The organism is Phycisphaerae bacterium (assembly GCA_019636475.1).
Lineage (GTDB): Bacteria > Planctomycetota > Phycisphaerae > UBA1845 > UTPLA1 > JADJRI01.
The window spans coordinates 368415-393214 of record JAHBXN010000001.1 but is presented as its reverse complement, the minus strand read 5'-3'; the positions used below and the strand labels follow the sequence as shown (position 1 = coordinate 393214).

Here is a 24800-nt window from a genome sequence, read left to right as displayed (position 1 = left end):
GCGAATCCCCGGATGCGTTCCTCTCGAAGACGGCTATCGACGGAACTTGATCTCGCGAGTTAGTACGACAACGCGGGAATGTGCGGCCAAGTAACAGCGCTTTCGGCGCATCTGGACGAGTTTGTAGGGTAAGCCCATACGGACTTGTCCACAGCAACGTCCGCCGACTCAACCAGCGGAGCTCGTTAGCCTGCTTAGGTGAATGGTCGTCCTCCGCCTTGGAAATCCGCGCCGTGGGACTAGTCTGCGCCAGGGTTCTCCTCGGAAGAGTCGATCGCAATGCTGCCGGAGTGATCGGGTTCCTCAATTGGCGCTCCCTTGATCCAGCCGATCACCAGGAAGTCAGCTCCGAGTCGGCGGCGGGCGATCGTCGGATCGTAGTCGATGGATAACGCCGACAATCCCAAGTCATCGACCATGCTTTGCGCGGCAGACGGGCCAATGAGATCGTAGAACCCTTTTCGGCGCAGTCCCGCTTCGACTCGTGCCGCGGTCTGACGGCCATACTCGGATGCCGCGGTCCTTCGGTTTGTCGGCGCGAACGGCAGCACGGCGATTCGCTGATTATTTGTACGGTCCAATCGATCGGCCATGTACGAAACGAGTTCCGAAGCCAGCAGATCTGGATCATCTCCGGGAGACGTGACGATTGGGAGCGACTCCGCCTCCCCGGTCGACACGTTGATCAATCGGACGCGTAGCGACACGGGCCCGATCCCGGCCATCGGTTCGCGTGCGGCGACGGTCCGGATCGATGAGGGTGAGTTCTTGTCGTCGGTGACGGACACCCTCTTGGCATTCGGAGTCCGATCGCCGGTCAGTGATCTCGCCTCCTCCAGCGCGGCATGAAAGGTCTCGCCGCCGATTGCCTTGAAGGCCACGCGACCGTCGGAATCGAGTACGAAGCGGGCGGGCAGGTCGAACTGCCAGCTCTCATCCAGCCATCGACCGATGTCCAATCGCGCGGAGCGAGGGATGACGACGCAGGGATAATTGGCTCGCGCGCTCTGGAGGATCGGAACGACGCGCGATGCCCATTCATCCGATGGATCAAACGTGCATGCGATCACGCGGACACCGTCGGCGTATGTCTCCTCCTGAAAATCCGCCAGTGGCGAGAGATCAGACCGGCTCGTCGGCGACCAGGACGCCCAGAACTCCAGCACGACGGTCTGGTGGCGATACTGATCGACGAATTCCCGCAGGCTCGAGGCATCCATCACCGGAGGCGTCGGGGGATATTGATAGCGATATGCGGAGTAGCGATAGATCGAATCGTTCGAGGCTTCGACCGTTCTGCCCGCGGAACCTGAGCTTTGGCAACCCACCGGGCCGACGGCCGCGAAGGCCATGAGCAGGAGTGTCATCACCGAGGCACCTAATCGGCTCGGTCGCTGAAGGTTGATTGTGGAAGGGGACAATTGTCGGTTTCGTTCGTGCGCCATCGTCTCTGACCTCCGTGTCGTGGGCGGGCTCGAAAATGCGGGGTGCCGCTTCGCGCCCCGGCCTCCAGCGGGGAGTCGGTTCACCGCTGGAATTCATCCGAGAACCGTGCCGGGCAATGAGTGTATCGACGGCGACTCACATCGTCTATTCGGCGGCGACCTCGACTGCAACTTCCGGCTGCTCGCCTTGCTCGGCACGCTTCGTCAGCAGATGCATTCGATCGCGAACTTCGGCAGCCATTCGGGAATTCGGAAACTCCTGAATGATTGACTCGCCCGCCTCGATCGCCTCTTTCCATTCGTGCCCCGATACGGCAAGCGAAAATCGAACGCCCAGGTTGTGCAGTTTGGCTCGGAAGACACCGCGAGCTGATTCCTCGAGTGCGGCGGCCTCATTGGGCGTGAGATACTGATCCAATTCCTTGAGGAGGGCAATGCCGCGGTCCACTTCATTGCGCTGTACGGCAACGTCCCATTCCTTAAGCAACCGCCGCTTATGATCGTTTCGCATCCGAGTGTAGTACTTGGGCAGTTCCAGCACTTCCGCATGGGTCGGATTCTCGGCCATCAGACGATCCATCCCACGTCGAGCCCGCTCCCAGTCATGGTTCTGCATGAACTGTTTGACCTTTTCGATCGTTTCATGCAACTTCTCGACGCTGTCCAGCTTCCTTGAGCGATCCACTTCGATCCGCAGTCGGGACGCTTCGTTGGTATAGCCGTGCCGTTGCTGAAGCTGATCGACCAATGCGTAGGCCGCTTCCCAGTCGCCGCGAATGATCTCCTCATTGATGGCCATGCGCAACGCCGTGCGCTCCCGGGCGCGGTGCGTGATGGCTCGCACCGCATCCGACATTTGTGAGTTTTCGGCAACGATGCGAAGCGACTCGTCGCTCTTCTCAATCGCGCTTTGAATATCGCGAAGGACGCCGTAGCTGCGGAAGGAATTCCCTTCAAGCTTCAGCAGAAGGCTCAACACATTCCAAAGGCAGATGAACGCCGCTGCGACGAGACAGACGCCGGCGATAAGTAGAAGCGGGAACACGTTTCTGCCGATCCACGGCCATGGCGCGGCGTCGCCCGCCAACCGATAGGCGGCAACCAGAACAATCAGGCCGGCGCCGCAAAACACGAGCAAACGCCCCAACCTGGCCGATTTACGAATGTGGTCGAAACGCTGGGGGACTTCAGACATGACAAGCCCCGTTTCTGCTGCGACGAGATGCGACGGCCTCGTCCTGATCCTACCTAGAATGTATCTCCAGTAAGGCGATGAGTCAATCAGAATCGGCGCAATGAGTTGCGACCCATGAGGTTAGGAGGCTTGATCGACGCAGGCCATGACACCGCTCAGGCGCGGGTGAGAGATTCTCTGACACCCGTGTGTCGCAATCAACGCCTAAATGCCAGCGCGAAAGCGGTCGCGTGGGCAAGGTCCCGACGATGGCGGCGGCCGATCTGGCGCGGGACGAATTTGAGTATCAGATTGCCTTGCGCGACTTGCTTCGCTGTTCAGCGGTCAAGACACCGTCGAGTCGGATTTTCAGCTCTTCTTCCAGTTTGACGATCGGAGCGTTCAATTCCTTCAGCTTCGCCTCACGCTCCTTTGAGTCAGTGATTTCCTTGGCGGCGGCGATCTTGGCGGAATTCGCCAGTTCCACCTGGCTTGCCCGATTGCGGACGTCTTTAAGGATGGCCGAGGCGGCCGATTGCTGGTTAGCCGAGAGCCTGTACTGAGCTGTGAACTCGCGGACCAGTTTCTCCCAGGGATGCTCAGCGGCCTCGACGGGCTTGGGCAGATTTACGCCAGACTGCGCTCGCGCTGCATTGACCTGATCGCGAAGTTGCCGCTTCAGATCGTCGGACATCCACTGCCGCTCGATCCGCTGATCCGCATCGTCCAGAATCTTGCGGACGGCGTCAGTGTCGCCTCGCGCCGCAGCTTCCTGATATTGCTGTATGGCCTTTTGCATTTCGTCGCGAATCTCAGTCTCTCGCTCTTGCCGTCGTGCATCCCAGCTTTGCCGTCGCTCCTCAAATCGCTGACGGCCCTTCGCTGCCTGGTCCGGCGGAAGCAGGCTCTCGACGCGCTGTATGGCTGCCTGAAAATCGAAAGGATACTTCTGGTCGAGCGTTCGAATCTCGTCTCGAATCTTCGTGAATTCGGGATCGTTGCGCATTCGCTCCCAATCCGGCCCGCCGCGTCCTCCGCGGTCACCGCCGTCACGATTCTGCCAGAAGCTGAACATCTGCTCGCGAAGTTGTTCATATCGCTCATAGTCCGCCCCCATGAGCATCTTGCGTTCGTCGCGCATTTTCTGCATCTCGCTGCGTACGAGCGATTTCTGATCCTCTGTGAGGTCATATGTGCGAGCGGTCATATCCAGCATGCGTTCGTCGCGCATGCGCCGACGCTCTTCGGGGGATATATTACGAAAGTCCGGCGGTCCGCCGCGGCCGAACCCGCGATCACCGCGCCCTTCCCGATTGCCGCCGCGACGATCTCCTCGCTGGCGACGATTCTCGCGTCGATTCTCATCCTGCTGCGCGGGCTGATCGGGTTGTACCTGGGCAACCGGCCCCGACCATGTTGACGAGAGGATTGTGATAAGAATTCCGGTGAACATGCGATCTTCCTCGATCTGATGACGGTGCAGAAAACCCGCGAAACGCGGTCAGTTAAGATATCCGCTCGCCAACTCAGCGACAACACGAACCCCGCCCGAAAGAGCCGGCAAGAGTTGATCCGGGCGAATTCCGCACTTGGTCGGCGCGCAGCACTCACCCGACTTGCTTAACGTTATCCGCTGCGGCGTATTTCAAAGAAAACGAGAATTGAAGGGCTGCGTGGAAGACAAGGCTGCCTCGGCGACACTGAGAGCGAGTTGGTTTCGCGTAAGTGGCGTCCGGAGTTGGACTAACAGCCGACGTGATTTGCCGGTGCTCCGGCAGTGCCCGAAAGTTGAATACCGCAGAGGTACCGTCTTCCGTTCCGGCTTATCTCTTTGGTTTCTTGCTCGCCTCGTACTGTTCACGCTGCGCTGCGGTCAGCAGGTTTTCGAGGCGTGCAACCAGTCGGCCGAAAAGTGCGTCGATGGGGGCGCTGATTTCCTTCAGTTTCTCGGTTCGCTGGCGCGGATCTTTAATGGCGTCGGCTGCCTTGATTCGCGATTCGTTGGATTTGTGAAGTTGATTTGCACGATTTGTCATATCGCGCAAAATCGCCAGGGCGGCATTCTTCTGGGTTTCGGTCAATTGGTTCTTCTCGATGAAATCCATGACGAATTTCTCCCATTCCGTCAGGGGGCGCGGCGGCACGGTCGGGACAACCGGCGCCGGTGCGGGCTTTGCCGTCGCTGCAACGGCGACGGGCGGTGCCTTCTTCGGTTCGCTGTTCGCCGTCGCGGAAATCGGGCGTGGCGCGGCCGAATTTGCCTGGGTCTGTTTCGGTGGCGGCGCGGCTTCGGCGTGTTGGGTGATTGCAGTGCGCTGAGTTTGAATATTCTCCTTTCGGATAAACTGTCGGCTGCGTGCCCCATCGGGTTTCGCGGGCGGTACGACGTAGCCCGGGTAGGTTGCCTCATTGGCAGCCAGGACCGCCTCGTAGCTGCCGGCTTTGGCTTGGGCGAGGAGGGTCCGATTCTGAATCGGGAGGTGGTCTAGTCGTGCGGAATTCGCGGCCCAGTTGGCCCTCGCGTCGCTGACTTTTTCGTAGGGGATGAAAGTTTCGATCTGAGGCAGAAATTCGGCCAGATTCAGTGGTCGAGATTTCTCATACTCCTGGCAGCTGTCATTCACGGACTTAAAATCGGGATTCTCATTCAATAGTTTGTCCAGGCTCGCCTGATTCATGCCCTCGGGACTGCCATTGACGATCTTCGAAAACAGATCCGCGCGACGCTGAAGCATCAGTCCGAATTTCGAATCGTCATTCGCATCACTCCAGCGAGAATCCATCGCAACAATGATGGCCTTTTCGACGTTGCGAGCTTCTTCATGGTCGAGGCGATACATATTGGTTGCAATCGTCATCAGGTCGTTTGTCTCAGCACGCCGAGCTTCTTCGGGACCCCATGCCCATCGAGCCGCCTCAGGACCAAGTCCCGCCTGGGACCGATCGCTCGCGACGGAAGATCCGGGCCGGCTCGGCGCGTGATGACTTCTGCTGACTTCGGCGTGCTTGTCCTGAGCGTTCAAACTGATTGGTGCGACCAGGATCATTGAGAAGACGGTGACAACGGGTGTGAACGCTCGTCGTGTCATTTGTTTTCTCCGAGGTGAACTGCATAACGACGGAATGAGCCCCAAGTAGCCCTGGCCCAGCCTTCCATGAATATACCCCGCACGAGTGGCCGGCTCAACGCGAGCATGTCCGATAGTTACGCGGTCGTTGCGCCCCGGCAAGCCCCACACTCGCTTTTCTTTCACCCAGGAACGGACAATGTCGTCATTCTTTGCTATTGGGCGACTCAGCGTGAGGCTTGCCGGTCGGTGGCCGATCGTGTGGCGATTCACGCGCCGGTCGGTTTGATCTCTCCATTTTTTCCATCGGATGGGGGTTCGGCCTTCTGCGTCGACGGCAACACCGTTTCAATGAATTTGCCGCCGCATTTCACGACCACCCGTTCACTTTGTGCGAAGCAGCTCGCCAACTCCCTGTGCGTGTTAATCAGGTCGAAATAGTCTTTTGAGTAAATCACCACCTTTACAGTCTCGGCCTTGCCGTCATAGGTGGCATCCACCCACCTGCCGTCTTCGAGGTAGAACGTGCGCGGACCGACGAAGTTGATGAGGCGACGACCCTGGTTGTCTCGATTGCTGTCAATCAGCACCGATTCCTGCTGGGTGGCGGCATCGCATGCCAAGCCACGGAAGATGTAGTTCACCTGAGATTGCTTGTTGGATTCCTTACCGACGGCCGCCGCCTGTCCTCTTGCCGCCGCAGCGTATTCGTCGTCCTTCGACTCTCTCATCTGCCGCATTTGAGGGGTCGCCGCTCGGCCGCCGACGGGGGCTCGGTCTTCGCGCAACGCGAGATGCTCGTCTTCCTGAACAAGAAAGCTGGTATATGGCGTGAGAATGCCGTAAAGCTTGCTCAGGCGGATGACCTCGTTCCTGATCTCGAGGTTATCGCCGTGAAGCCGCAACTCATCGAGCAGAAAGCCGATCTTTCGCATCGCCCAGAATCTGGGCAGGAATTCGTTGCGAGAATCCTGAGTCGGAAAGCGGCACGCGTAGTTGTAGGAACGCTTTTCACCACGTGCAGTGCCTGAAAGTCTTATCTGCTGCGACTCTTTGGCGCCGCTGTATCGACCGACGACGACGATCTCGCCGCCGTGGAAGAGATCGGGAATCTGGCGCGGATACAAGTCCTGGACCGAGACTCCATCAAAGGCCAGCGAAACATCCGATAGCACGGGGTTCGCGAGCTTCGTGTAAAACGCGGAGATCTTCAATTCCAGATTCTCATCCGGTGTGACGTAATCGCGCGTGCCGCCGTTGTCGTCTGAAAGGCGGTCGAGCAACTTGGTGTTGACCTGAAATCCAACACCGAGTGAGAAGATGCGTGCGGATTTGCCGACGTTGGCCGCTGCCGCGTTGGCGAGGATTTCGTCCAGGTTGGTGACTCCGACGGTTGGCTCTCCATCGGTAATGAAGACAATGAGGTAGGGGTTGTTTTTCCAGGCCTCGGTTGCGCCGTCAGTTTCGGACCGGGTCGGTCGCATCGACAATGCGCGCGCCAGGGCGGCGTTGATGTCCGTTCCGCCGACGGCGCTCGCCCGATCGATGAACTGGCACGCGGCGTTTCTCTCCGCGTCCGTGGCGATGGCCCAACTTTCGCGAAACGAGCGAATTTCCGTCGAAAATGTGATGACATTGAAGCGATCCTCCGGATGCAGATTGGTCACGCAGAATTGCATGGCTTTGCGTGCCTGCGCGATCTTGTTCGAATCTGCCATGCTTCCGGAAGTGTCCAGCACGAAACAGATATTTTTCGGTTGGATCGCGTCGTCGCGACTGGTGACGCGCGGCGAAATTCTCGCCATGAAAAATCCCTCATCCTCGCCCATTCGATAGGGCAGCATGGAGAGGCCGAATGCGTCCATGCCAAGTTGTGCAAACAATTGAAAATCCGACTCAGGTGCGTGTCGCTGTCTCTCGATGCTGACGACGATCTCTTTCTCGCTTCGGCGATCTACGCTGCACTGGTCCGAGGCGCTGAACACGCTGATCAGCGGACGCTCCGTTCGAACCGTCGCGCGCAGGGAGAATTGCTCGATCGGCTCAAACCGGCCGCCGGCTGATCCAAGTGGAAATCGGTACGACGCCAGGCCGCTGTCAATCGTGACGGGCTCCGTATACTTCAGCTTGATTCGACATTCTCCGTTGGGCGGGATGGGAAACACTTTTGCTTGAATCAATCCGCGGCCGGCGAATTGCAGCAGACCGGGATCGCGTGTTCGGCTCACGATGGATTCGTAAATGCTCCGCGCCCGATCGGCATCAAGCATCTCGCCGACGACTTCCTTGCCGTTCATCCACATTGTGAATCGATGAACGCCGGCATTCTCAGCGATCGGGAAGAGGTATTGTCCTTCCTGAGGGCTGCCGCTCCGGTTCACGAAGACCTGCTCAACTGTTGACTCCGCGACCGCTTCAGTGATTGTCACGTCGACGATCTGGTTCTTTATCTGGAAGGGCATCCATGAATGAATGGGGCGACGCTCCGGTGGCGATGTTGCGACAGCGGACTCACTGATGGGACTGATAATCAGGCCGTTGGCGTGAGCCACCGATAGGGGCAAGCAGTGCGCCGCGGCGGCGCAGATCAGGATTACGAGCGAAGTCGATGCGGTTTTTCGCTGAGTCGGGATCATGGGTTTCCCTTTCGTCTGGGTCGGAACGACATGCTCCAACCGGATGGTCGGCTTCTGTTCATTGGTGGCCGGGCCGTCTGTCGGCTAATGGACAGCCGCCCGAAGCCTCGAAACCATCAGACGCGGAAACGCGGAAAAAGTTCCTCTGTGGTGTGATAATCGAGCTTGGCGCGGCGCAGATCCGCGCGTGCGGGGCTACTTTGCGCCGGCGGAGTGCAGTGGCCGAGTCGGCGAGGTGTCCGTCGGCAGGGGGGGACGGACGGCAGGCAGGAAATAGTCCCGAGCAACCACATCCCAGCTCATTCGATGGGCCAATTCCGCGCCGCGCTTCAGGAAGGCCGCTTTCTCCTCAGGGGTGCGTGGGAGTCGCCGCAGAATCCTCTGCGCGGCGTCTTCCGCGACGCTTTCGGCGAAGGCGTGGCGTGCTTCCCTCGTCAGGCTCTTGAAGCCTTCGATCGTGTCCGGCTCGGCGCGGTAGTCGGTGTAGTCCGCGACAATGATATTCGGTGAGCCCTCGGGTCCGGCAGCCTTCTCGGCAAAGAAACGGCATCCGCAGGCGCTACTCATCACGCAGATCGATCCGAACGACAATGCCTCGACCTGTGCGATCCCGAATGGCTCATAGATTGACAGGCCGAATTCGACATCGCTGCCACGCCGAATATCCTGGAATCGCATGTCTTCGGGAATTCGTCGTCCGCAGGTGAGGTGATCGAATCCGAATTGGTTGATGAAAATGATCTTGCACTGCCGCGCGCGGGCGTTGAAGGATTGCACATGCTGATAGAAAAGGGCTTCGCCGCCGGTGAGATCGGGCAAGCCTTCGCGGTGAGCGACCGGCCAATCCCATTCTGACTCTATTCTCAGTATGTCCTCCTGCCGGCGCGGGCCGCCGATTTCCGTGGAGAGCACGAACAGCACAGCTGTTTTTCCGAGTTTTCGAAACGCCTGCTCGATGTGGTTCATCAGGCAGACATCCTGCCACAGGCCCTTGCTGAGTGTCATTCGAGTGACATGAGTGAAAATATAATCGGGGCGATCTCCGAGCAGCTTTTCGGCGTAATCCTGCAGGCGGCGCTTGCTGGCGGCGGCCTCGTCCCGTGACAGCTCGTAGGCTGGAATGCCGTTATAGACGAGCTTGATTTTGTCGGCGTCCATGGCCGGCGACAGGAGCTTCAGCTCGAGACTGACATAATCTCCAACGGCCAAGGTGACATCGAGGTGCCGGCTGGCTTCCGCCAGGGCGTGCCGGTAGTAGCCGAACTGATCGCCGAAGAGATCGGCGAATTGCAGGCCCTGCTCAGCGCCTTTTTTCAGCACATTGTAAAACATGGTGTCATGGGCCGGATGCTCCTCGACGATCTTGCGTGCCGTTGGCACCTCGTGTGCGTGATACGCCGTGCGCATGTTCCATTCGGGATGAGATTTCGCGCAAAGCGCCGTCGGCATGCCCATGAACTCATGCCCGATGATGGCGCACTGCTGGGTGCCCGTGTTCAAACCGAGGGCGCGAACGACGGCCAGCGCCGGTTCGGCGAGCCGCACGTACTGTTCATAATCCCAACTGTCCTCGTATCGTCGCGAATCGATCCCGAAGTGGTCGTACAATCGCTTCTTGAAGCCATCCACTTCCAGCGTATTCATATGGCCGACATCGATCAGCGCCACCTCCGGCCGCGCTTCGCGTCCGGTGAGCGGATCGCGAAGCAGTCGCCGACCGTAAACAATGCGCACAAAGAATCGGTGTTCGATCTCACGGAAGTCATGGGAATGGGGATCGCTGGTTCGCCCGTCTATCGAGGAATAAAGCACGTCGCCGTGCTCGCCCAGGCGGGAATCGACTCCGCCTTCCCGCGTGAAGAGCGGACAGATCAGAAGCGTCCGGTCAACCGCGGCGTCGTAATCCTCCGAAGTGATCAGGCCTTCGAGGACGGTCCCGATGCCACCGATCTTTACGACGGCCTCGTGAGTGACGTGCGCGATATTAAGAATCATGGGTTGCATCCGTGCAGAGGTATCTCGCGGCGGCCACTCGCGATGCGCGTGAACCGCCACATCGGGCAGTGTATCACGATTCACCTGCGAGGAAAGCAATGCCGTTTGATCTCGATGCGACCCATCAAGCAGTCCATCGCACGCAATGGCAGTATCGCACGGCTGATCCGCGGCGGCCGGATCGCTCGCGTCGTCGGTCAAGGGTCCGCGATCGCCGAGCGTCTAGAAGATCGTGTAGATGAACGGCGAAGCGGCCGGCGCAATGACCGCCAGCGCGACCAGGCCGATCAAGCTGACGATGATAATCAGGATCGGCAACAGCCACCATTTCTTGTTGTGTTTCAGGAAGTCGATGAATTCCGCGACAATGCCGGTGCGGCCGGATTCGGCTTCGCGGAGAAACTCATTTTGATCGTGGGGCTGCTGCTGACTCATCGTGCGTCTCCGCAAGTGTACGGTTGGCGGACGTGGAACTCTTAATTTCAGAACTGACGGAAGTATCGCTTCACATCGGTCATCGGTTTTCGTTTGATCCAGTAGGTCGTGGCGGCCGGTTCGAATTTGCGCTGCATCGCATCACGGCCGATGAGTTTGAAGATGAGGGAGATCGGCGTAATGACGAGGAAGTAGGTAATCGCAAGCAGCACGTAGAGTACGGCGGCGCCAATCGGAATTCCGATAAAGGACATCCCGATGAACAGGGGGCGAAGCAGCGCAGGCGCCGCGATCGCTCCAATGCCGCTGAAAGCGCCCAGAGCAAGCATGACCCAGACGAGCACGCTGTTTGCCGCTGCCGGGAGCATCGCAAAGATGATTACACCCTTCGTCGCCGCGAGCGACAGCAGCGGGAATAGCATCAGGCCGATCAATCCGAAGATTCTCAGCGTGCGGGCGGTTGGGTTGAAATCGATCTTCATCATGGACATATCTGGAACTCGTCTGTCGTGTCGCCGTACTGCGGTTAATCCAACTGGAATTTCTTCAGGTATTCCGCGTTATCAAGCTTGTCCTTGTTGGGCTGTTCCTCTTTGAAAAGAACGAAGTTGTCAATGACCAGGACGTCGATGTGCGTCCCCATGAAGCAATGATAGGCGTGGTCGGGGCCGCAGATGATCGGTTCGCCGCGCACATTGAAGCTCGTATTGATAATGACCGGACAGCCGGACATTTCCTTGAAGCGCTTCATTACCTTGTAGAGCCGGGGGTGTCGGATAGGGTCCACCGTCTGGACGCGGGCGGAATAGTCGACGTGCGTGATGGCCGGGACAACGCTTCGGACCTGCTTGAGCTTCTCAATGCCCCAGAGATGGTCACCATTACAGGGCAGACGCTTGTCTTCGCGGACATCCGCGACAAGCAGCATATAGGGGCTGTCTTCGTTATCCCGCATTTCGAAATACTCGCTGACGTTCTCACGCAGCACGCACGGTGCGAAAGGACGAAACGACTCGCGGAATTTGATCTTCAGGTTCATGACCGACTGCATCTCGCGCGAACGGGCATCCCCGATGATGCTGCGAGAGCCCAGCGCGCGCGGACCGAATTCCATCCGGCCCGCCATGTGACCGATGACCTTCTGGTCAGCGATGGCTTTGGCGACGATCTCGATCACATCGTTCTCGTCTTCGTAGTAGTGATACTTTGCTCCGACCTTGTCCAGGAATCGCTGGGTTGTTCCCTTGTCGAACGCGGGGCCGAGAATCGACCCGCGCTGTGCGTCCGGACTCTCCACCGTTCGTGGGTTGCCCAGCAGTTGATACCACACCATCAGCGCTGCGCCGAGCGCGCCGCCGGCATCGCCCGCCGCCGGCTGGATCCAGATATTCTCGAAAGGTCCTTCGCGAAGAATGACGCCGTTGCCGACGCAATTTAGAGCAACACCGCCCGCGAGACAGAGATTTTTCGAGCCGGTCTCTTTGTGAACGTGACGCGCGGCCCGCAACATCGCCTCCTCGGTAACGGCCTGAACGGAGGCTGCGAGGTCCATGTCCTTCTGAGTGAGCATGGACTCCATCTCGCGCGGCGGGCCGCCGAAAAGATTGTGGAACTTCTCGCTGGTCATCGTCAACCCTTCGCAGTAATTGAAGTACTCCATATTAAGGCGAAGGGAACCGTCCGGTTTAAGGTCCATCAACTCGCTGAGAATGACATCCTTGTATTTCGGATCGCCGTAGGGTGCCAGGCCCATGACCTTGTACTCACCGGAATTCACCTTGAATCCCGTGTAATAGGTGATGGCGCTGTAGAGCATTCCAAGGGAATGCGGAAAGTGCATCTCGTGTGTGAGTTCGATCCGGTTGCCGTGGCCGAATCCGTATGCGGCGGTCGCCCATTCTCCGACGCCGTCCAGCGTCAGAATCGCGGCTTCCTCAAAGGGTGACGGGAAGAAGGCACTCGCGGCATGCGACTCGTGATGCTCCGGAAAAACATATCGGCCCTTGTAGCCCTTGAGGCCATGATCCATCTCACGCGGCAGATGGAGCTTTTCCTTGACCCAGAGCGGGATCGCCTGAATAAAGCTCCGGAATCCCTTCGGCGCGTAGGCACAGTAGGTCTCAAGGATTCGTTCAAACTTGAGCAGCGGCTTGTCATAAAACGCGACATGATGAAGATCGGCCGGCGTAAGACCGGCTTCCTTCAGGCAGTAATCAATCGCGTGGCGCGGAAAACTCGCGTCCGCCTTCTTGCGGGTGAATCGTTCCTCCTGGGCGGCCGCCACAATACGTCCGTCCTGAACGAGGCAGGCGGCGCTGTCGTGATAAAATGCGGAAATTCCGAGTATGTTCATCGCGTCGGACACCCTGTTCGGGGGCTGTTTTCTACAACTTGTTGAACGACTGACAAGCCGAGCTATTCTACCTTTCGGCAGGCTCGAGGGCCAGTGTTTGGTTCGTTCCGGCGACGGCGTCGCAAGGCCCGATATGGCCGTCAGACGCCGGTAGGCGTCCCTTTTTTCGTTGAGCGAATCCGCGTCCGAAGTCGGAATAGCTCGACAAATGCCTTGAAGATCACCCTGAGCTTGGCGCCGGTCTGGACGCCGGCTTCGCGAGGGTAGTGGTTGACTCCCACCTCCCGGATCCGCAATCCCCGGTAGGTGGCTTTCGCGAGCAATTCGGTGCTGATCAGCGCGCCATCACTCCAGAGTTCGATGGAATCCATGAATGACCGGGGAATGAGTTTGAAAGCACAATCGATATCGCGCACGCGGATATGGAACAGCAGCCGCACGAGCGCGCCCCAGCAAAAGGCATTCAGCCGTCGAACGAAGGGATCCGCTCGCTTGATTCGATATCCCACCGCCATGTCGCAATGGTCGAGCAATTGAACAAGTTTCGGCAACTCGTTGATATCGAATTGGCCGTCGCCGTCGGTGAAGAAGATGTACTCCATCCGAGCTTCCTTGAAGCCGCGCTTGACCGCGCCGCCGTAGCCCTGATTCGGGCGGTTGTGGGCTGCCCGGCAATTCGGAATCTCTCGATCGAGTCGGTCCGCGATCTCGCCGGTGCGATCGCGACTGCCGTCGTTCACCATGATCACTTCGAACTGATCCGCGAAACGGGGAGCCGCTGCGACCGCGGCGCGCACCACCCGCTCGATATTGGCCTCCTCGTTGTAGAACGGGAAGAAAATAGTGAGTGACGGTAACTTGCTCATCGCGATTTTCAGGTTGGTCGGATGGATTCGAATCGAATATTTGGTCGAAAGCGGCTCGCGTGCCGGCCGTAGTCAGTGATTGCAGATCGCTTCGCGTATCTTCACGCAGGATCGCAGCAGTCGTTCCAACTGATCCACCGGAAACACGGTCTTCGCATCCGATTTCGCGGCGTCCGGCGTATCGTGAATTTCAATGAACAGCGCGTCCGCGCCGGCAGCCACCGCAGCGCGTGCCAGCACCGGGACATACTGTCGCAGACCGTCGGATTGGTTGCCAAGCCCGCCCGGAATTTGACAACTGTGCGTGGCATCAAACACGACGGGGGCGAAGCCCTGCATGATCGGAATGCAGGTCATGTCGTTGACCAGCCTGGCATAGCCGAAGAATGTTCCGCGATCGGTCAGTAGGACGCGGTCGTTGCCGAAATGCCGCACCTTGTTCACGGCTTCCTTCATCTGCTCAGGCGACATGAACTGGCCTTTCTTGACATTGACCGATTTGCCCGTCTTCGCAGCCGCTTCAAGCAGATCGGTCTGCCGACACAGAAAAGCCGGAATCTGAACGATGTCACATACTTCACCGACGGCAGCGCACTGTTCGGGCAGGTGTACATCCGTCACGACCGGCACGCCGAGCTTTCGACCTACCGTGGCCAGCGTGGCGAGTCCCGATTCGAGGCCCGGACCGCGGAATCCACCGACGCTGGTTCGATTTGCCTTGTCGAAGCTGCACTTGAATACGTAATGGATTCCAAGCGAGCGGCAGATGCTGGCGGCCGCTTCGCCCACGCGCAGGCAATGCTCCGTCGATTCGATCACGCAGGGGCCCGCAAGCAACGCAAGCGGCCGGTTCCGCCCAATTTGAAACGGGCCGATATCGACCGGTGGGGTTCGTGGGAATTCGCCAAGCTGAGTCATGCCGAACTGCTCCTGGAAGTTCGTATTATCGCGGGTTTCGACTGCACCGATCAGATGCACCGGCTACGCCGCATGCCGGCCGCAGACCGGACTGACATCATACGTCCGATTCACAAAGTGCGGAATTGAGTGAGTTTCTTCCAAGTGGCAGGCGGGGCGGGGCGCACCTCGCACCCTGGCGGATCGGTCTTCACCAGTAATCGCTTGGCGGAATGGCCTTGGGGATCCCGCCGGGAGCGAAATTGGATGCGGCGGCAACCGGCAATCCGACAAGATGCGAGCATTCATTCAGGCAGATCAGGGAGCTGATTTCCTGGTGAAAGCGGAGCGCGCTTAAACCGGCGTTGTCGATGATGAATCGAAAGGACGGCCCTGGTGAGGGCGAGAGCCAAGCATCGATTAGTCGGGCGATGGGACTTCCGTGGCTGATGACCAGGACGACGTCTCCGGGGGCCTGCCAGCGTGTTTTCAGATAGCCGGCCAACCGCCTGATTCGAAGGATGAGATTCTCGTGGCTTTCATCGATCGGGGTCCATTCCAACTCGCCGGGCCAGTCCGGACAGCGAATGAGTCGTGAGTCAGATGCGAGCAACTCCTCGGGTAGCGGCAGTCCGGCGTCCGTGACCGTGCCGGGTTGAAGGTGATGGAACTCCGCGAGGTCTGGCCGAATGCGGATCGGCATGTCGAGAGCCTCGGCAATCGGCGCGGCCGTCTCGATGCAACGAGCAAACGGACTGCAGTAGATCGCCGAAAGCCTCTGGCTGCGGATTCGCTCGCACAATGCGGTCGCCTGCTGCCGACCGAGCGGGCTGAGCAGCGAATTCAGCCCGGCGGAGCGGTCAACGTTGGCAATTGATTCGGCGTGTCGGGCGGCAATCAGCAGCATGCACATTCTGTCCGTTGGGCGAGCGTGGTGCTCGGTCTTCATCCTAACGCGGCACGGCGAGACCGAGAACGGCTTCCGCCGTGTGAGTGATTGCCGCATCTCGAAATCTATCAAGCGCTGGCGATCGACGGCGCATGCGAGCAGATTCTGTGAATTGTCGTCACGTCGTTTTCTCGGTGAGAATCGGTGTTCCCGGTTGACAATGTGGAGTATGCGACATATTTTGAGGACGTTAAGCGGGACTGCTTAACCCATTCCGCGCGCTACGGTGCGCTCGCATTACAGGGAGGTACCTCATGTCAAGAGCACGTTGGATCGCCGCCGCGGTGCTCGTGTTTGTCTCCACCCAGGACCTTTTCGCTCAGACCGGGACGTCGGGCAGTGCCGCGAGTGCGGCACCAAGGACCGCCTTCCCCTGGGAGGGAGAGGTCTCCGGCACCAACGTACGGGTTCGCTCAGGCCCCGGAACAAATTTCTACGCGACCACCAAGGTCAATACCGGTGATCGCCTGCTGGTGCTCGGCGTGCGCGACGGCTGGTATGAGATCGCGCCGCCGCGAGGCAGCTTCAGCTATGTGGATACCGCGGACGTTGATCGAGAGGGCATGTCCAATCGCGGTACGGTCAAGAAGGAACGGATTTTTGCCAGAGCCGGCAGCGAGTTGGCGGCAAGCAAATCCACCAATCAGATCGCACTGACGCGAGGAACTCGCGTCGAAATCATCGGCGAAGTGGACGGCTTTTTTAAGATTTATCCACCGGCTGGAGCCAAGCTCTATATCAGTACGGATTTCGTGCGGCCGGTCGCCAATGATCTGCGAACCGGGCTGGCGGAACGCTATCTGGCCGGTCTGGAGCAGACCCCGGCGCCGGAGGCCGCGGCGCGAAACACTGCAGCGCCCGTTCGGAATTCCTCCGCTTCCACCGCGACGCCCGGTGGCGTCAGCCCGGCGCCTTCCAACGCGCCGGTCGACGAGCCGAATCTCAGCCGAATGAATGAGCCTGCGGCCGAAGAAGAGGAGGAATCGGAGGGCATGGAGGGTGCGGAGCCTTCCGTGAATGACGATGACGCGATGGTTGATGAACTTCCGCCGATCGAGACCGATCGAAGCATTCAGGCATTGAAGGAGCCGAAGGACGAGCGGCCCCGGCGGGATGTCCCTGCGGCTCCGATGAACAAGACGTCCGGACGATATCAGGCATTGCTCACCGCAGTCGAGAGTGATCTCCATGCGACGATGCTACTGCCCTTGGAGGAGCGCGATCTGGATTCGCTCGTTCACCGCTATGGGGAAATAGCCAATCAGTCCGATGAACGCGTTCCGTCTGAATATGCAAAAATTCGCGTTTCTCAGTTGCAGACCATGTCCGATGTGCGCAAGGCTCGGGCGTCTGCGGTTGCCAGGTCAAGCGACATCGACGCTTTCAAGGCGCGCATGACGAGCGAGCGAATGCAGATCATGCGGGCGCGGGCCGAAAAGGTCACCGAGAAGTTTGATTTTGTCGGTGAATTGCGAAAGAGCTACGCCTTCGCCCCGGAGAAGCGGCGATATCGGCTTGTCGATGTCAAACGCCAGACGACGATCGCCTACATCGATATTCCTCGTGACATCTCGGAAAATCCGGAGTATATGGTGGGGCGAACGGTCGGAATTCGCACGTCGGGGCAGCGCTACAGCATGGCGGCGCGAATTCCCATCGCCGTCGCCGCGAGCCTGACGGATTTGACGCCACCCGCTGAAAATGCGGGCGGCACGCTCGGCGAGTCCGCCGGGAAGAATTCGATTGACATAGCGCCGCCTCCCTTGGAGGACAAGCCGACGACGCCGGACGAGTCGTCAGGCAAGGCGCCGGCGAAAACCGAATAAGCCGCGCCTTCCCACTTGTGAATTTGTTGCCGGCTTTCATGAAGCGCGGATTTTGCGTTCGGCGCACGCTCGGTTCACCAGCCTATCTCAATTCGCGTAGTTGGATTCCTGTGGAGTTTCGGCTCCAGCTGCTTGGATGCGTCCCGCCTCCAAAGTGCCATTCTTTTTGTAATCAATATTCGACCCTGCAGCGTATAATATCTCTGCGATGTGGGTGAATTCCTGTAGTGGGCCGGATCGCATCCTGGATCAGCACGGCGACCGGTCGTTCCGCAGGCGAGGGTGATGACCGTGGTTTACTACTTCGTAATTGCCCAGGATGGCAGTCGGTACGGGCCGGCGGATATCGATACTCTGGTCCAGTGGACCCGGGAAGGGCGCATCATCGAATCGACCTTGCTGGTTGAACGCGGAACTGAACGTCAATTGTCCGCCTCGGAGATTACCGCCATTGCCGTCGAGCTTCGCCGCAGCATGGGTGGAGCCGGTGTCGCGATTGAGCGCGGCCAGCCGTCCGGATTCGATGAAAAGCCGACGATGACGCGGCCGGGTGCGCCGGCCGGCCCCATCAAACCTGCACCGTATCCGCCTTTGCCGCCCATGCCGCCGACAAATTTTGCGCAGGCTCGAACTGCGGGTTCAGTCCACGATGCCAATTTCGGCACCCGAAGCAGGATCGCCGCCGGACTGCTCGGCATTTTTTTCGGGGGATTCGGCATTCACCGATTCTATCTGGGATATACGGGGGTTGGGCTGCTGATGCTGTTTCTGTCGGTAATCGGTGGCGGCCTGACGGTCGGCTATAGCTGCGGATTCGTTGGTCTGTGGGGATTCATTGAAGGCATCATCTGCCTTTGCGGCGGAATGAAGGATGCCGACGGTAAAAATCTGCGCGAATAACCCAGGACGGCCGCGATCTTATTCTCGCGGCGATCAACAAGTCCGGCGGTCTAAAGTGATGAAAACGCTCAAAGTGAAGCCGTTTTCGCAATGAGGCGCACCGAGGCCCAGTCGCGTACTGCCGCGCCTACTGATACGGAAAGCGGATCGGAGTCGTTCCCCACAACAAATCGAACAGCGTCGGATTCGCCAGACTGGTGAGCGGCGGACAGACAGACGGGTAGTTCGGCGGGTCCAACTGGGCCTGCGCGAATGGGGTGATGCCCAGGACCAGCAAGGCGGCCAGCGTTGCGATTCGTCGCCAGAATGAAATCGGCGAGGGGGCCGCATCCTGATCCGGTGTTGGGACGGGAATCGTTTCGCGATTCTCCGTCGAATCCGGGCTCACTCTGGAATCCGCGCTTCGATATTCAGGCCAATCAGATCGTTTCATACCCTAATAACGGCTCAAGATAGGGTGATACTGTACGCTCGCATCGATTCGGTGAAGTTATCGGGCGAGCCTCGACAGGGTTTCCGCTCGCATTTTGAGTTGCAAATCAATATGCTCCGCCTTTCCCGTCGGTAACAAGGTGAGCTGTGTTTGCCCGGCAGGTTCCAGCATCTGCCGCATATATCAGAAACGCGACGAATGGATCCAAGTCGCAGGGAGATAACGAGAAGATGAGCCAGTCTGGACCCAGCTACTCCGCCGCAACCGAGGCGGCAGACCCCCGTGATCGTTCATTCTTCGGGCATCCGTCCGGATTGGCGGTTTTGTTTTCGACTGAGCTTTGGGAACGCTTCAGCTTCTACAGTATGCGAGCGTTTCTCGTGCTTTACATGACCAAAGCGCTGTCTCTCTCCAAGCAGGCCGGAAACGAGGTCTATGGCGGTTACCTGGGATTCGTTTACGCCGCGCCATTTGTCGGCGGCATGCTCGCCGATCGGCTTCTTGGGCAGCGGCGGGCCATTGTGATCGGCGGAATCATGATGGCGGCAGCGCAATTCTGCCTCGCAGCGCACGCGCTATTATTGCCGGCGGAGGGCGGCGAGGCTCCGGTATACCTCAACCAGTTGTTCTTTCTATCACTTGGCCTGATGGCCGCAGGGAATGGGTTCTTCAAGCCGAACATTTCCAGTATCGTCGGGTCACTCTACGAAAAGGCTGATGCGCGACGCGATTCAGCATTCACCATCTTCTACATGGGCATAAACATCGGTGCGTGGGTCGCGGGTATTTCAGGACAAGTTGCCGAAAGCAAGGGTTGGCATTGGGGGTTCATACTTGCCGGCGTTGGCATGTTGTTGGGTCAGGTTATTTTCTTCGCCGGTGGCCGGCGTCTCGAAGGAAAAGGACTCCCGCCGCGCGAGGGAGCTCTGCTGGAACGCGGCATCGCAGGCTTGCCGAACGTCATGAGCCTCATCATTGGCGTGATGATCTTCATTCCGACGACGGCCTATCTGATTTCACAGCCCAAGTTTGTTCAGTCTCTTGCGATCATTGTGGCGGTTCCAATCCTGATTTACCTGCTCTGGGAGGCGTTCAGAAGTTCGCATGAAGAGCGGGACCGAATGATCGTGTTGATAATCCTGTGTTGTTTTTCGATTCTTTTCTGGGCCTTCTTCGAATTGGCCGGCAGCGCCATTTTGCTCTTCACTGACGAGCACGTGAATCGAACGGTGCCTTGGTTCGGCGAGTTGAAGGCCTCGCTGCTGACCGCCTCGATCAATCCCGCATTCATCATTTTGTTTGCGGCGCCATTTGCCTGGCTGTGGATCTGGCTAAACAAGCGGAAGATGGAACCCTCCAGTCCGCTGAAGTTCGCGATGGGTTTGATTCAGCTGGCGGCGGGATTCATGGTCCTTTACTGGGGCGCAATCGTGGCCGGACCCGATGGCCGCTGCAATATCCTGTTTCTGGTGATTGGATTCATGCTGCACACGACTGGCGAACTCTGCCTCTCGCCGGTCGGGCTTTCGACGATGACGAAGCTGGCGCCGGCCAGGATGGTCAGCACCGTAATGGGTGTCTGGTTCCTTTCCTCCGCACTCGGCAATGTGCTCGGCGGTTATGTCGGCGGCAAGACCGAGCATTTTGGGTTTGCCAAGGTTTTTCTCGGAATCGGCATCGTGACGGCTGCTTCGGCGCTTCTGCTCACTATCGTCGCTGCACCGCTGAAGCGCATGATGCACGGAGTCAAGTAACGATCGAGCGGTCGGCTGGGCTGATGAAACGCGCCATTACGCGTTCATGTCCGCCCACCTTTTCGCCATCTGTCCGAAGATGAACAGCGCAATTGCCGCGGCCACACCCACCGCCACGAATGGCAGCCAGAAGTAATACTGCGGGTGATAGGTTTCCCACAGGAGTTGGGTCGCCTGATCCGAGTTGACGTTCAGCACCTCCTGCAGCTTTGAGAACGCGTCGGTTCGACTGATGCCAGTCACCTTTTCGAGCGAAGCGGCGCGGCCGTCCCATTTCTTCTCGCCAAGTAGCGGCGTATGCTCGGCGAGATACTTCAGCGAGAGGTTCGCTTTTTCGCACACTTCCTGATAAAGCCAGCCCGACAGCTTGTTGCCGACGCCGCGGCCGATGCCTGTCGGGATGACGACATAGCCCAGGTAGAGCGCCTTCTTTCCGGCGGGTGCGATCAGGGCGAGGTACTCGCTCTTCTTGGGTCCGACCAGCATTTCGCCAAGGGAGAACATCGTGATGCCTGCGAGGACGATCCACGCGCTCTGGGTCGTCCCCGCCGCAAAGACACCCAGCGTGACAACTCCCATTCCCAGCAACATGGCGGACAGGCTGCGAAGTTTGCGAACGAGGAACGAAATCGGCACAACAAACACGACAATGAGCAGGCTGTTGAGCGAAAGCAACACCTGCTGCGGCACGCGCAGCTTTCCATCGGCGCCCAACTCACGCCAGCGCTCGACCGGCATCGCGCTGGCCAGTGATTCGCTGTTGATCCAGTCGCGAATGAAATTCGGCTGAGCATCCCAAAGCTGGTACATCATCATCCAGAAGCAGGACATGATCAGAAGCCACGCGAGCAATCGCGGCTCGACGATGTTTCTGGCGGTGTTCCAAAGAACCCTGAGTGGATGCACCTCTTTGGAAGCGCCGCTGGGCACATCCCTGAAGACGATCAGCAGGGCGATCAAATTGAAGGCGCAACAACCTGCTGCGATGAAGAAAAGTCGCTGGTAGGTTCCCGGCGTTGTTGGCGAGAGGAGGATGATTGGCGAGATCCAGTGTCCGATCATCGCTCCGATATTGACGACCCAGTAAAAGATTCCCCATCCGATCGACGATTGCTCGCGTGTCAGAAGCTGGGAAAGGGCGCCTTGAATCGCCGGTTTGAAGAACGCCGCGCCGACGCCGACGAGCATCATGCCCCAGAATGCCGCTGCAAATGTATGCTCCATCCCCATTATCGCATATCCGGAGGTGCTGATGAGCATCGAAACCATGAGCGACAGCTTGAATCCGTATCGATCTGCATAGCCGCCGCTGATGATCGGCAGGATGATCTGGACCAGGGAGAACCAGAAGATGAGCGTTCCCTTGTCTGCCTGGGAGCGATGCAATCCGCCGGGATCGTCGGCTTGCGCGATGTAGATCATCAGGATCGGCCAGACGAGGTAGAACGCGAGACGCTCACCCGCTTCGATCGTGTTGAGCAGCCAGAAGTTGAACGGGAAGCCGCGCGTCGCCTGCCGCGGGGGTTCCGAGTCATCCGTCCTGATCGGCGACATGCCGGAGTGGGTTCCGGTCGCGGGCATGTTCATGTGCTATCCCCGTGTGTAGGCGCGGAAACACCGCTGAAGGAAAGATCGGATTTCTCAATGCTGCAACGAGGAACCCGTGGATTGGCTGGGCTTGGCGCGCAGGCAGTCCAGATAGACAAACAAGCAGAGGACCCCGAATGCAATGAGGCCGGCCCAGTTCTGGGCTGCGTCGTCGCCCACGACGGAGCTGATGTCTACGGAGTCAAGGACGTCCTTGCTGATGAGCTTTATTACGCTCTTGACCACGCCGATGATCGCCGCTCCGGCGATGAGACCGGAAGCGAGCAGGATGCCCTTGTCGTTTCTTCCCTTGACTTTTGCCGGATCGCTTGAGCTTTTCTGCACCATCCACGCGACAATCGCGCCGATGAGAATGGGTGTGTTCAGAGCCATTGGCAGATACATGCCGAGTCCGAACGCCAGCGGCGAAATACCGAGCATCTGCAATAGCAAGGCGATTACCACGCCCACGCCATACACCGTCCATGGCACGTCGCCGGAACCGACGAAGCTCTTGAGTGCGGTTGCCATGAGGTTCGCCTGTGGGGCCTGGAGCGCTTCGGTGCTTGTTGTGGAATCGTATCCCGGTGATTTGGCCAGAATCATGATCGTGGCGGTGACGACCGCGGACGCCAGGACGGATGCGAGAATCGCACTCCATTGGATGCGCCTCGGGCTCGCGCCGACCCAGTAGCCGATCTTGAATTCAGTGACGAGGGTGCCGGCCATTGACAGCGCCGAAGCGACGACACCGCCGACCAGCAGCGTCGCCAGCATGCCCGCCTCACTTTTGGGCAAGCCGGCGGCAAGCAGCGCGACGGCCGTGATGATGATCGTTGTCACAGTCATGCCGGAAATCGGCGTGACGGAAATCATGGCGATCGCCCAGGCTGAAACGGTTGTAAACACGAACGCGACAAAAATGGCCAGCACCAGTGCGATGAGAGATAACCGCTCAACGCCCGCGATGTCGTGAAGAGCGACGAACCTGAAGTACGCCCAGATGGCAGCGGCCGTCACCAGTCCGAGGAGCAGCAACACGGGATAGCTAATGTCGGTGTCGGTACGATCCTGCAAGCCGCCGCTGGATTTGAACAGGCCGCCGAGCGCCTGTCGAAGCGCCGTGGCGATGACTTTGCTCATTTTGAGAATGGACAAAAGGCCGGCCGCAAAAATGCAGCCAATGCCGATGCTTCGTGGAATTGCAAGAAACAGGTCGTCCGCACCGGGAAGCAGCCCCATCACTGAAATGCCGCCCGACTCGGCGTCGGCCTTGAGCTCGTACGTTCGCTTTTCGTCGCGGATTTTCCACTCTTTGCCGGCCGATTTGACCGTGATCATTGCGTCCTTCTTGGTCAGGGGATGACCCGCCTCCATGAACGCCGGGCGCAGTTCCGCGATTGCGGCATTGCGCAGATCAAGTTTTTCCTGGTCGCTCAGCTCCTTGTCGGCCAGTCGATCGAGGGATGCCGCCATCGTCATGGGCAGCGTGAGCAACCGGGTCGAGTCGATCTCGCCATGATGGGCCTCGGCTTCACCATTGATTTGGAGGACATGCTGGTAATTGAGCGGTGCAAGCAGCGGGATGATCACAAACCACGACAGAAAAGACCCCGCCACGATGATTGATGCGTAGCGCACACCGATGATGTAACCAAGCCCGAGAAACTCCGCGCCTGTTCCGAGTGAGAACACAGCCTTGATTCGATGCGTGAAGGATTCGATTTTCGGGATTGCAGCCGTGGTGAATTCCTCGCTGAAGAGCTTCATCGGGCTGGAAAGCCAGTTGTAGACCATCCCCAGTAGAAATGAGTAAATCAATACGATCGCCTGCGAGCCGCCGCTGGCGCCGGTGACGAGTATTTCATTCGTGGCGGTGCCTTCGGGGAAAGGCAGTTTGCCGTGCATGTCTCGAACGAAGTAGCGCCGGAACGGCACAAGCAACAGAACACCCAGTATCGCTCCCAGCAGGGGAACGAGAAATATCATGAGAAACAGCGAAAGCCCGTCGATCTTCAGCGTGCCGTTCAGGTTGAGAATATAAATCGCCGGCATTGTGAACACGGTCCCGCCGGCGACGATGCCGCTGGTTGTGCTGATGGCGAGAATGTTCACGTTCTCGAGCAATGAGCTGGCGCGGGAGCCCGATCTCAGCATAAATCCGGAGAAGCCAACTGCCAGAATCGAAATCGGAATCGCGGTCTCGATACCCTGACCGACTTTCAGCGCCAGGTAGGTCGCCGCCATCGAGAAGATGATGTTCATCACAATCCCGAATGCGATCGAGCGGCCGGTGATCTCCGGCACGGTGACTCCGGCGGGGACCATCGGCGTGTAAGCCTCTCCGGGCTTCAACTCGCGATAGGCGTTTTCCGGAAGCTGGGTCTGAATTTGAATCGGTTCAGTGGACATCGATGTTCCTTTGGTTGAATTCCGGACGGCGGCACCAATGTAGTTGCGATCAGGAGGGCCTGCGCTTGTC

At 58.7% G+C, this 24800-nt stretch carries 18 protein-coding genes; 3 read left to right on the top strand and 15 right to left on the bottom strand.

What is annotated here, in order from left to right; genetic code table 11:
- Positions 1–239: 239 nt before the first annotated feature.
- From KF841_01635 to KF841_01580, 12 genes are all read right to left on the bottom strand, one after another.
- Entirely contained in the window at positions 240–1367 is a 1128-nt protein-coding gene (locus tag KF841_01635; GenBank protein MBX3394047.1) for a TlpA family protein disulfide reductase, read from the bottom strand.
- Between the two features lie 223 nt (positions 1368–1590).
- Complete coding sequence (locus tag KF841_01630; GenBank protein ID MBX3394046.1) at positions 1591–2640, bottom strand: hypothetical protein; 1050 nt, start codon at positions 2638–2640, stop codon at positions 1591–1593.
- Positions 2641–2926: 286 nt separating this feature from the next.
- Entirely contained in the window at positions 2927–4072 is a 1146-nt protein-coding gene (locus tag KF841_01625; protein MBX3394045.1) for a hypothetical protein, read from the bottom strand.
- Positions 4073–4442: 370 nt separating this feature from the next.
- Complete coding sequence (locus KF841_01620; GenBank protein ID MBX3394044.1) at positions 4443–5708, bottom strand: hypothetical protein; 1266 nt, start codon at positions 5706–5708, stop codon at positions 4443–4445.
- Between the two features lie 248 nt (positions 5709–5956).
- Entirely contained in the window at positions 5957–8323 is a 2367-nt protein-coding gene (locus tag KF841_01615; GenBank protein MBX3394043.1) for a VWA domain-containing protein, read from the bottom strand.
- A gap of 195 nt (positions 8324–8518) precedes the next feature.
- Complete coding sequence (locus KF841_01610; GenBank protein MBX3394042.1) at positions 8519–10519, bottom strand: hypothetical protein; 2001 nt, start codon at positions 10517–10519, stop codon at positions 8519–8521.
- Positions 10520–10540: 21 nt separating this feature from the next.
- The gene (locus KF841_01605; GenBank protein MBX3394041.1) at positions 10541–10753 is read right to left on the bottom strand and encodes a hypothetical protein; all 213 of its coding nucleotides are present in this window, start codon (positions 10751–10753) and stop codon (positions 10541–10543) included.
- Positions 10754–10800: 47 nt separating this feature from the next.
- Complete coding sequence (locus KF841_01600) at positions 10801–11244, bottom strand: hypothetical protein (GenBank protein ID MBX3394040.1); 444 nt, start codon at positions 11242–11244, stop codon at positions 10801–10803.
- Positions 11245–11279: 35 nt separating this feature from the next.
- A complete protein-coding gene (locus KF841_01595) occupies positions 11280–13106 on the bottom strand; it encodes a carbamoyltransferase (protein MBX3394039.1) in 1827 nt (608 codons plus the stop codon).
- 140 nt (positions 13107–13246) lie between these two features.
- On the bottom strand, positions 13247–13972 hold the full coding sequence (locus KF841_01590) for a glycosyltransferase family 2 protein (protein ID MBX3394038.1): 726 nt from the start codon (positions 13970–13972) through the stop codon (positions 13247–13249).
- Positions 13973–14044: 72 nt separating this feature from the next.
- On the bottom strand, positions 14045–14890 hold the full coding sequence (gene kdsA, locus KF841_01585) for a 3-deoxy-8-phosphooctulonate synthase (GenBank protein MBX3394037.1): 846 nt from the start codon (positions 14888–14890) through the stop codon (positions 14045–14047).
- 190 nt (positions 14891–15080) lie between these two features.
- Positions 15081–15776: a histidine phosphatase family protein gene (locus KF841_01580; protein MBX3394036.1), complete on the bottom strand. Its 696-nt coding sequence runs from the start codon at positions 15774–15776 to the stop codon at positions 15081–15083.
- 296 nt (positions 15777–16072) lie between these two features.
- On the opposite strand from KF841_01580, the gene KF841_01575 reads away from it, so the two are divergent.
- The gene (locus tag KF841_01575) at positions 16073–17644 is read left to right on the top strand and encodes an SH3 domain-containing protein (GenBank protein ID MBX3394035.1); all 1572 of its coding nucleotides are present in this window, start codon (positions 16073–16075) and stop codon (positions 17642–17644) included.
- A 285-nt stretch (positions 17645–17929) separates the two neighbouring features.
- Positions 17930–18544 carry a TM2 domain-containing protein gene (locus KF841_01570; GenBank protein MBX3394034.1) on the top strand — a complete coding sequence of 205 codons (615 nt, stop codon included), beginning with the start codon at positions 17930–17932 and terminating at the stop codon, positions 18542–18544.
- Positions 18545–18671: 127 nt separating this feature from the next.
- Here the strand turns inward: KF841_01570 and KF841_01565 are convergent, their stop codons facing one another.
- On the bottom strand, positions 18672–18932 hold the full coding sequence (locus KF841_01565) for a hypothetical protein (GenBank protein ID MBX3394033.1): 261 nt from the start codon (positions 18930–18932) through the stop codon (positions 18672–18674).
- Between the two features lie 275 nt (positions 18933–19207).
- On the opposite strand from KF841_01565, the gene KF841_01560 reads away from it, so the two are divergent.
- Positions 19208–20731: an oligopeptide:H+ symporter gene (locus tag KF841_01560; GenBank protein MBX3394032.1), complete on the top strand. Its 1524-nt coding sequence runs from the start codon at positions 19208–19210 to the stop codon at positions 20729–20731.
- 36 nt (positions 20732–20767) lie between these two features.
- Here KF841_01560 and KF841_01555 read toward each other — a convergent pair whose 3' ends face one another.
- A complete protein-coding gene (locus KF841_01555; protein ID MBX3394031.1) occupies positions 20768–22318 on the bottom strand; it encodes an MFS transporter in 1551 nt (516 codons plus the stop codon).
- 54 nt (positions 22319–22372) lie between these two features.
- Positions 22373–24730: an OPT/YSL family transporter gene (locus tag KF841_01550; GenBank protein MBX3394030.1), complete on the bottom strand. Its 2358-nt coding sequence runs from the start codon at positions 24728–24730 to the stop codon at positions 22373–22375.
- Positions 24731–24800: the final 70 nt, after the last annotated feature.

Excerpts from the sequence above, each read along its gene's own strand:
- KF841_01600 (MBX3394040.1), bottom strand. The coding sequence starts at position 11,244 with ATGTCCATGATGAAGATCGATTTCAACCCAACCGCCCGCACGCTGAGA.
- KF841_01575 (MBX3394035.1), top strand. The coding sequence starts at position 16,073 with ATGTCAAGAGCACGTTGGATCGCCGCCGCGGTGCTCGTGTTTGTCTCC.
- KF841_01555 (MBX3394031.1), bottom strand. The coding sequence starts at position 22,318 with ATGAACATGCCCGCGACCGGAACCCACTCCGGCATGTCGCCGATCAGG.
- KF841_01580 (MBX3394036.1), bottom strand. The coding sequence starts at position 15,776 with ATGCTGCTGATTGCCGCCCGACACGCCGAATCAATTGCCAACGTTGAC.
- kdsA (MBX3394037.1), bottom strand. The coding sequence starts at position 14,890 with ATGACTCAGCTTGGCGAATTCCCACGAACCCCACCGGTCGATATCGGC.
- KF841_01595 (MBX3394039.1), bottom strand. The coding sequence starts at position 13,106 with ATGAACATACTCGGAATTTCCGCATTTTATCACGACAGCGCCGCCTGC.
- KF841_01615 (MBX3394043.1), bottom strand. The coding sequence starts at position 8,323 with ATGATCCCGACTCAGCGAAAAACCGCATCGACTTCGCTCGTAATCCTG.
- KF841_01605 (MBX3394041.1), bottom strand. The coding sequence starts at position 10,753 with ATGAGTCAGCAGCAGCCCCACGATCAAAATGAGTTTCTCCGCGAAGCC.
- KF841_01635 (MBX3394047.1), bottom strand. The coding sequence starts at position 1,367 with ATGACACTCCTGCTCATGGCCTTCGCGGCCGTCGGCCCGGTGGGTTGC.
- KF841_01625 (MBX3394045.1), bottom strand. The coding sequence starts at position 4,072 with ATGTTCACCGGAATTCTTATCACAATCCTCTCGTCAACATGGTCGGGG.
- KF841_01630 (MBX3394046.1), bottom strand. The coding sequence starts at position 2,640 with ATGTCTGAAGTCCCCCAGCGTTTCGACCACATTCGTAAATCGGCCAGG.
- KF841_01570 (MBX3394034.1), top strand. The coding sequence starts at position 17,930 with ATGACCGTGGTTTACTACTTCGTAATTGCCCAGGATGGCAGTCGGTAC.
- KF841_01590 (MBX3394038.1), bottom strand. The coding sequence starts at position 13,972 with ATGAGCAAGTTACCGTCACTCACTATTTTCTTCCCGTTCTACAACGAG.
- KF841_01620 (MBX3394044.1), bottom strand. The coding sequence starts at position 5,708 with ATGACACGACGAGCGTTCACACCCGTTGTCACCGTCTTCTCAATGATC.
- KF841_01560 (MBX3394032.1), top strand. The coding sequence starts at position 19,208 with ATGAGCCAGTCTGGACCCAGCTACTCCGCCGCAACCGAGGCGGCAGAC.
- KF841_01550 (MBX3394030.1), bottom strand. The coding sequence starts at position 24,730 with ATGTCCACTGAACCGATTCAAATTCAGACCCAGCTTCCGGAAAACGCC.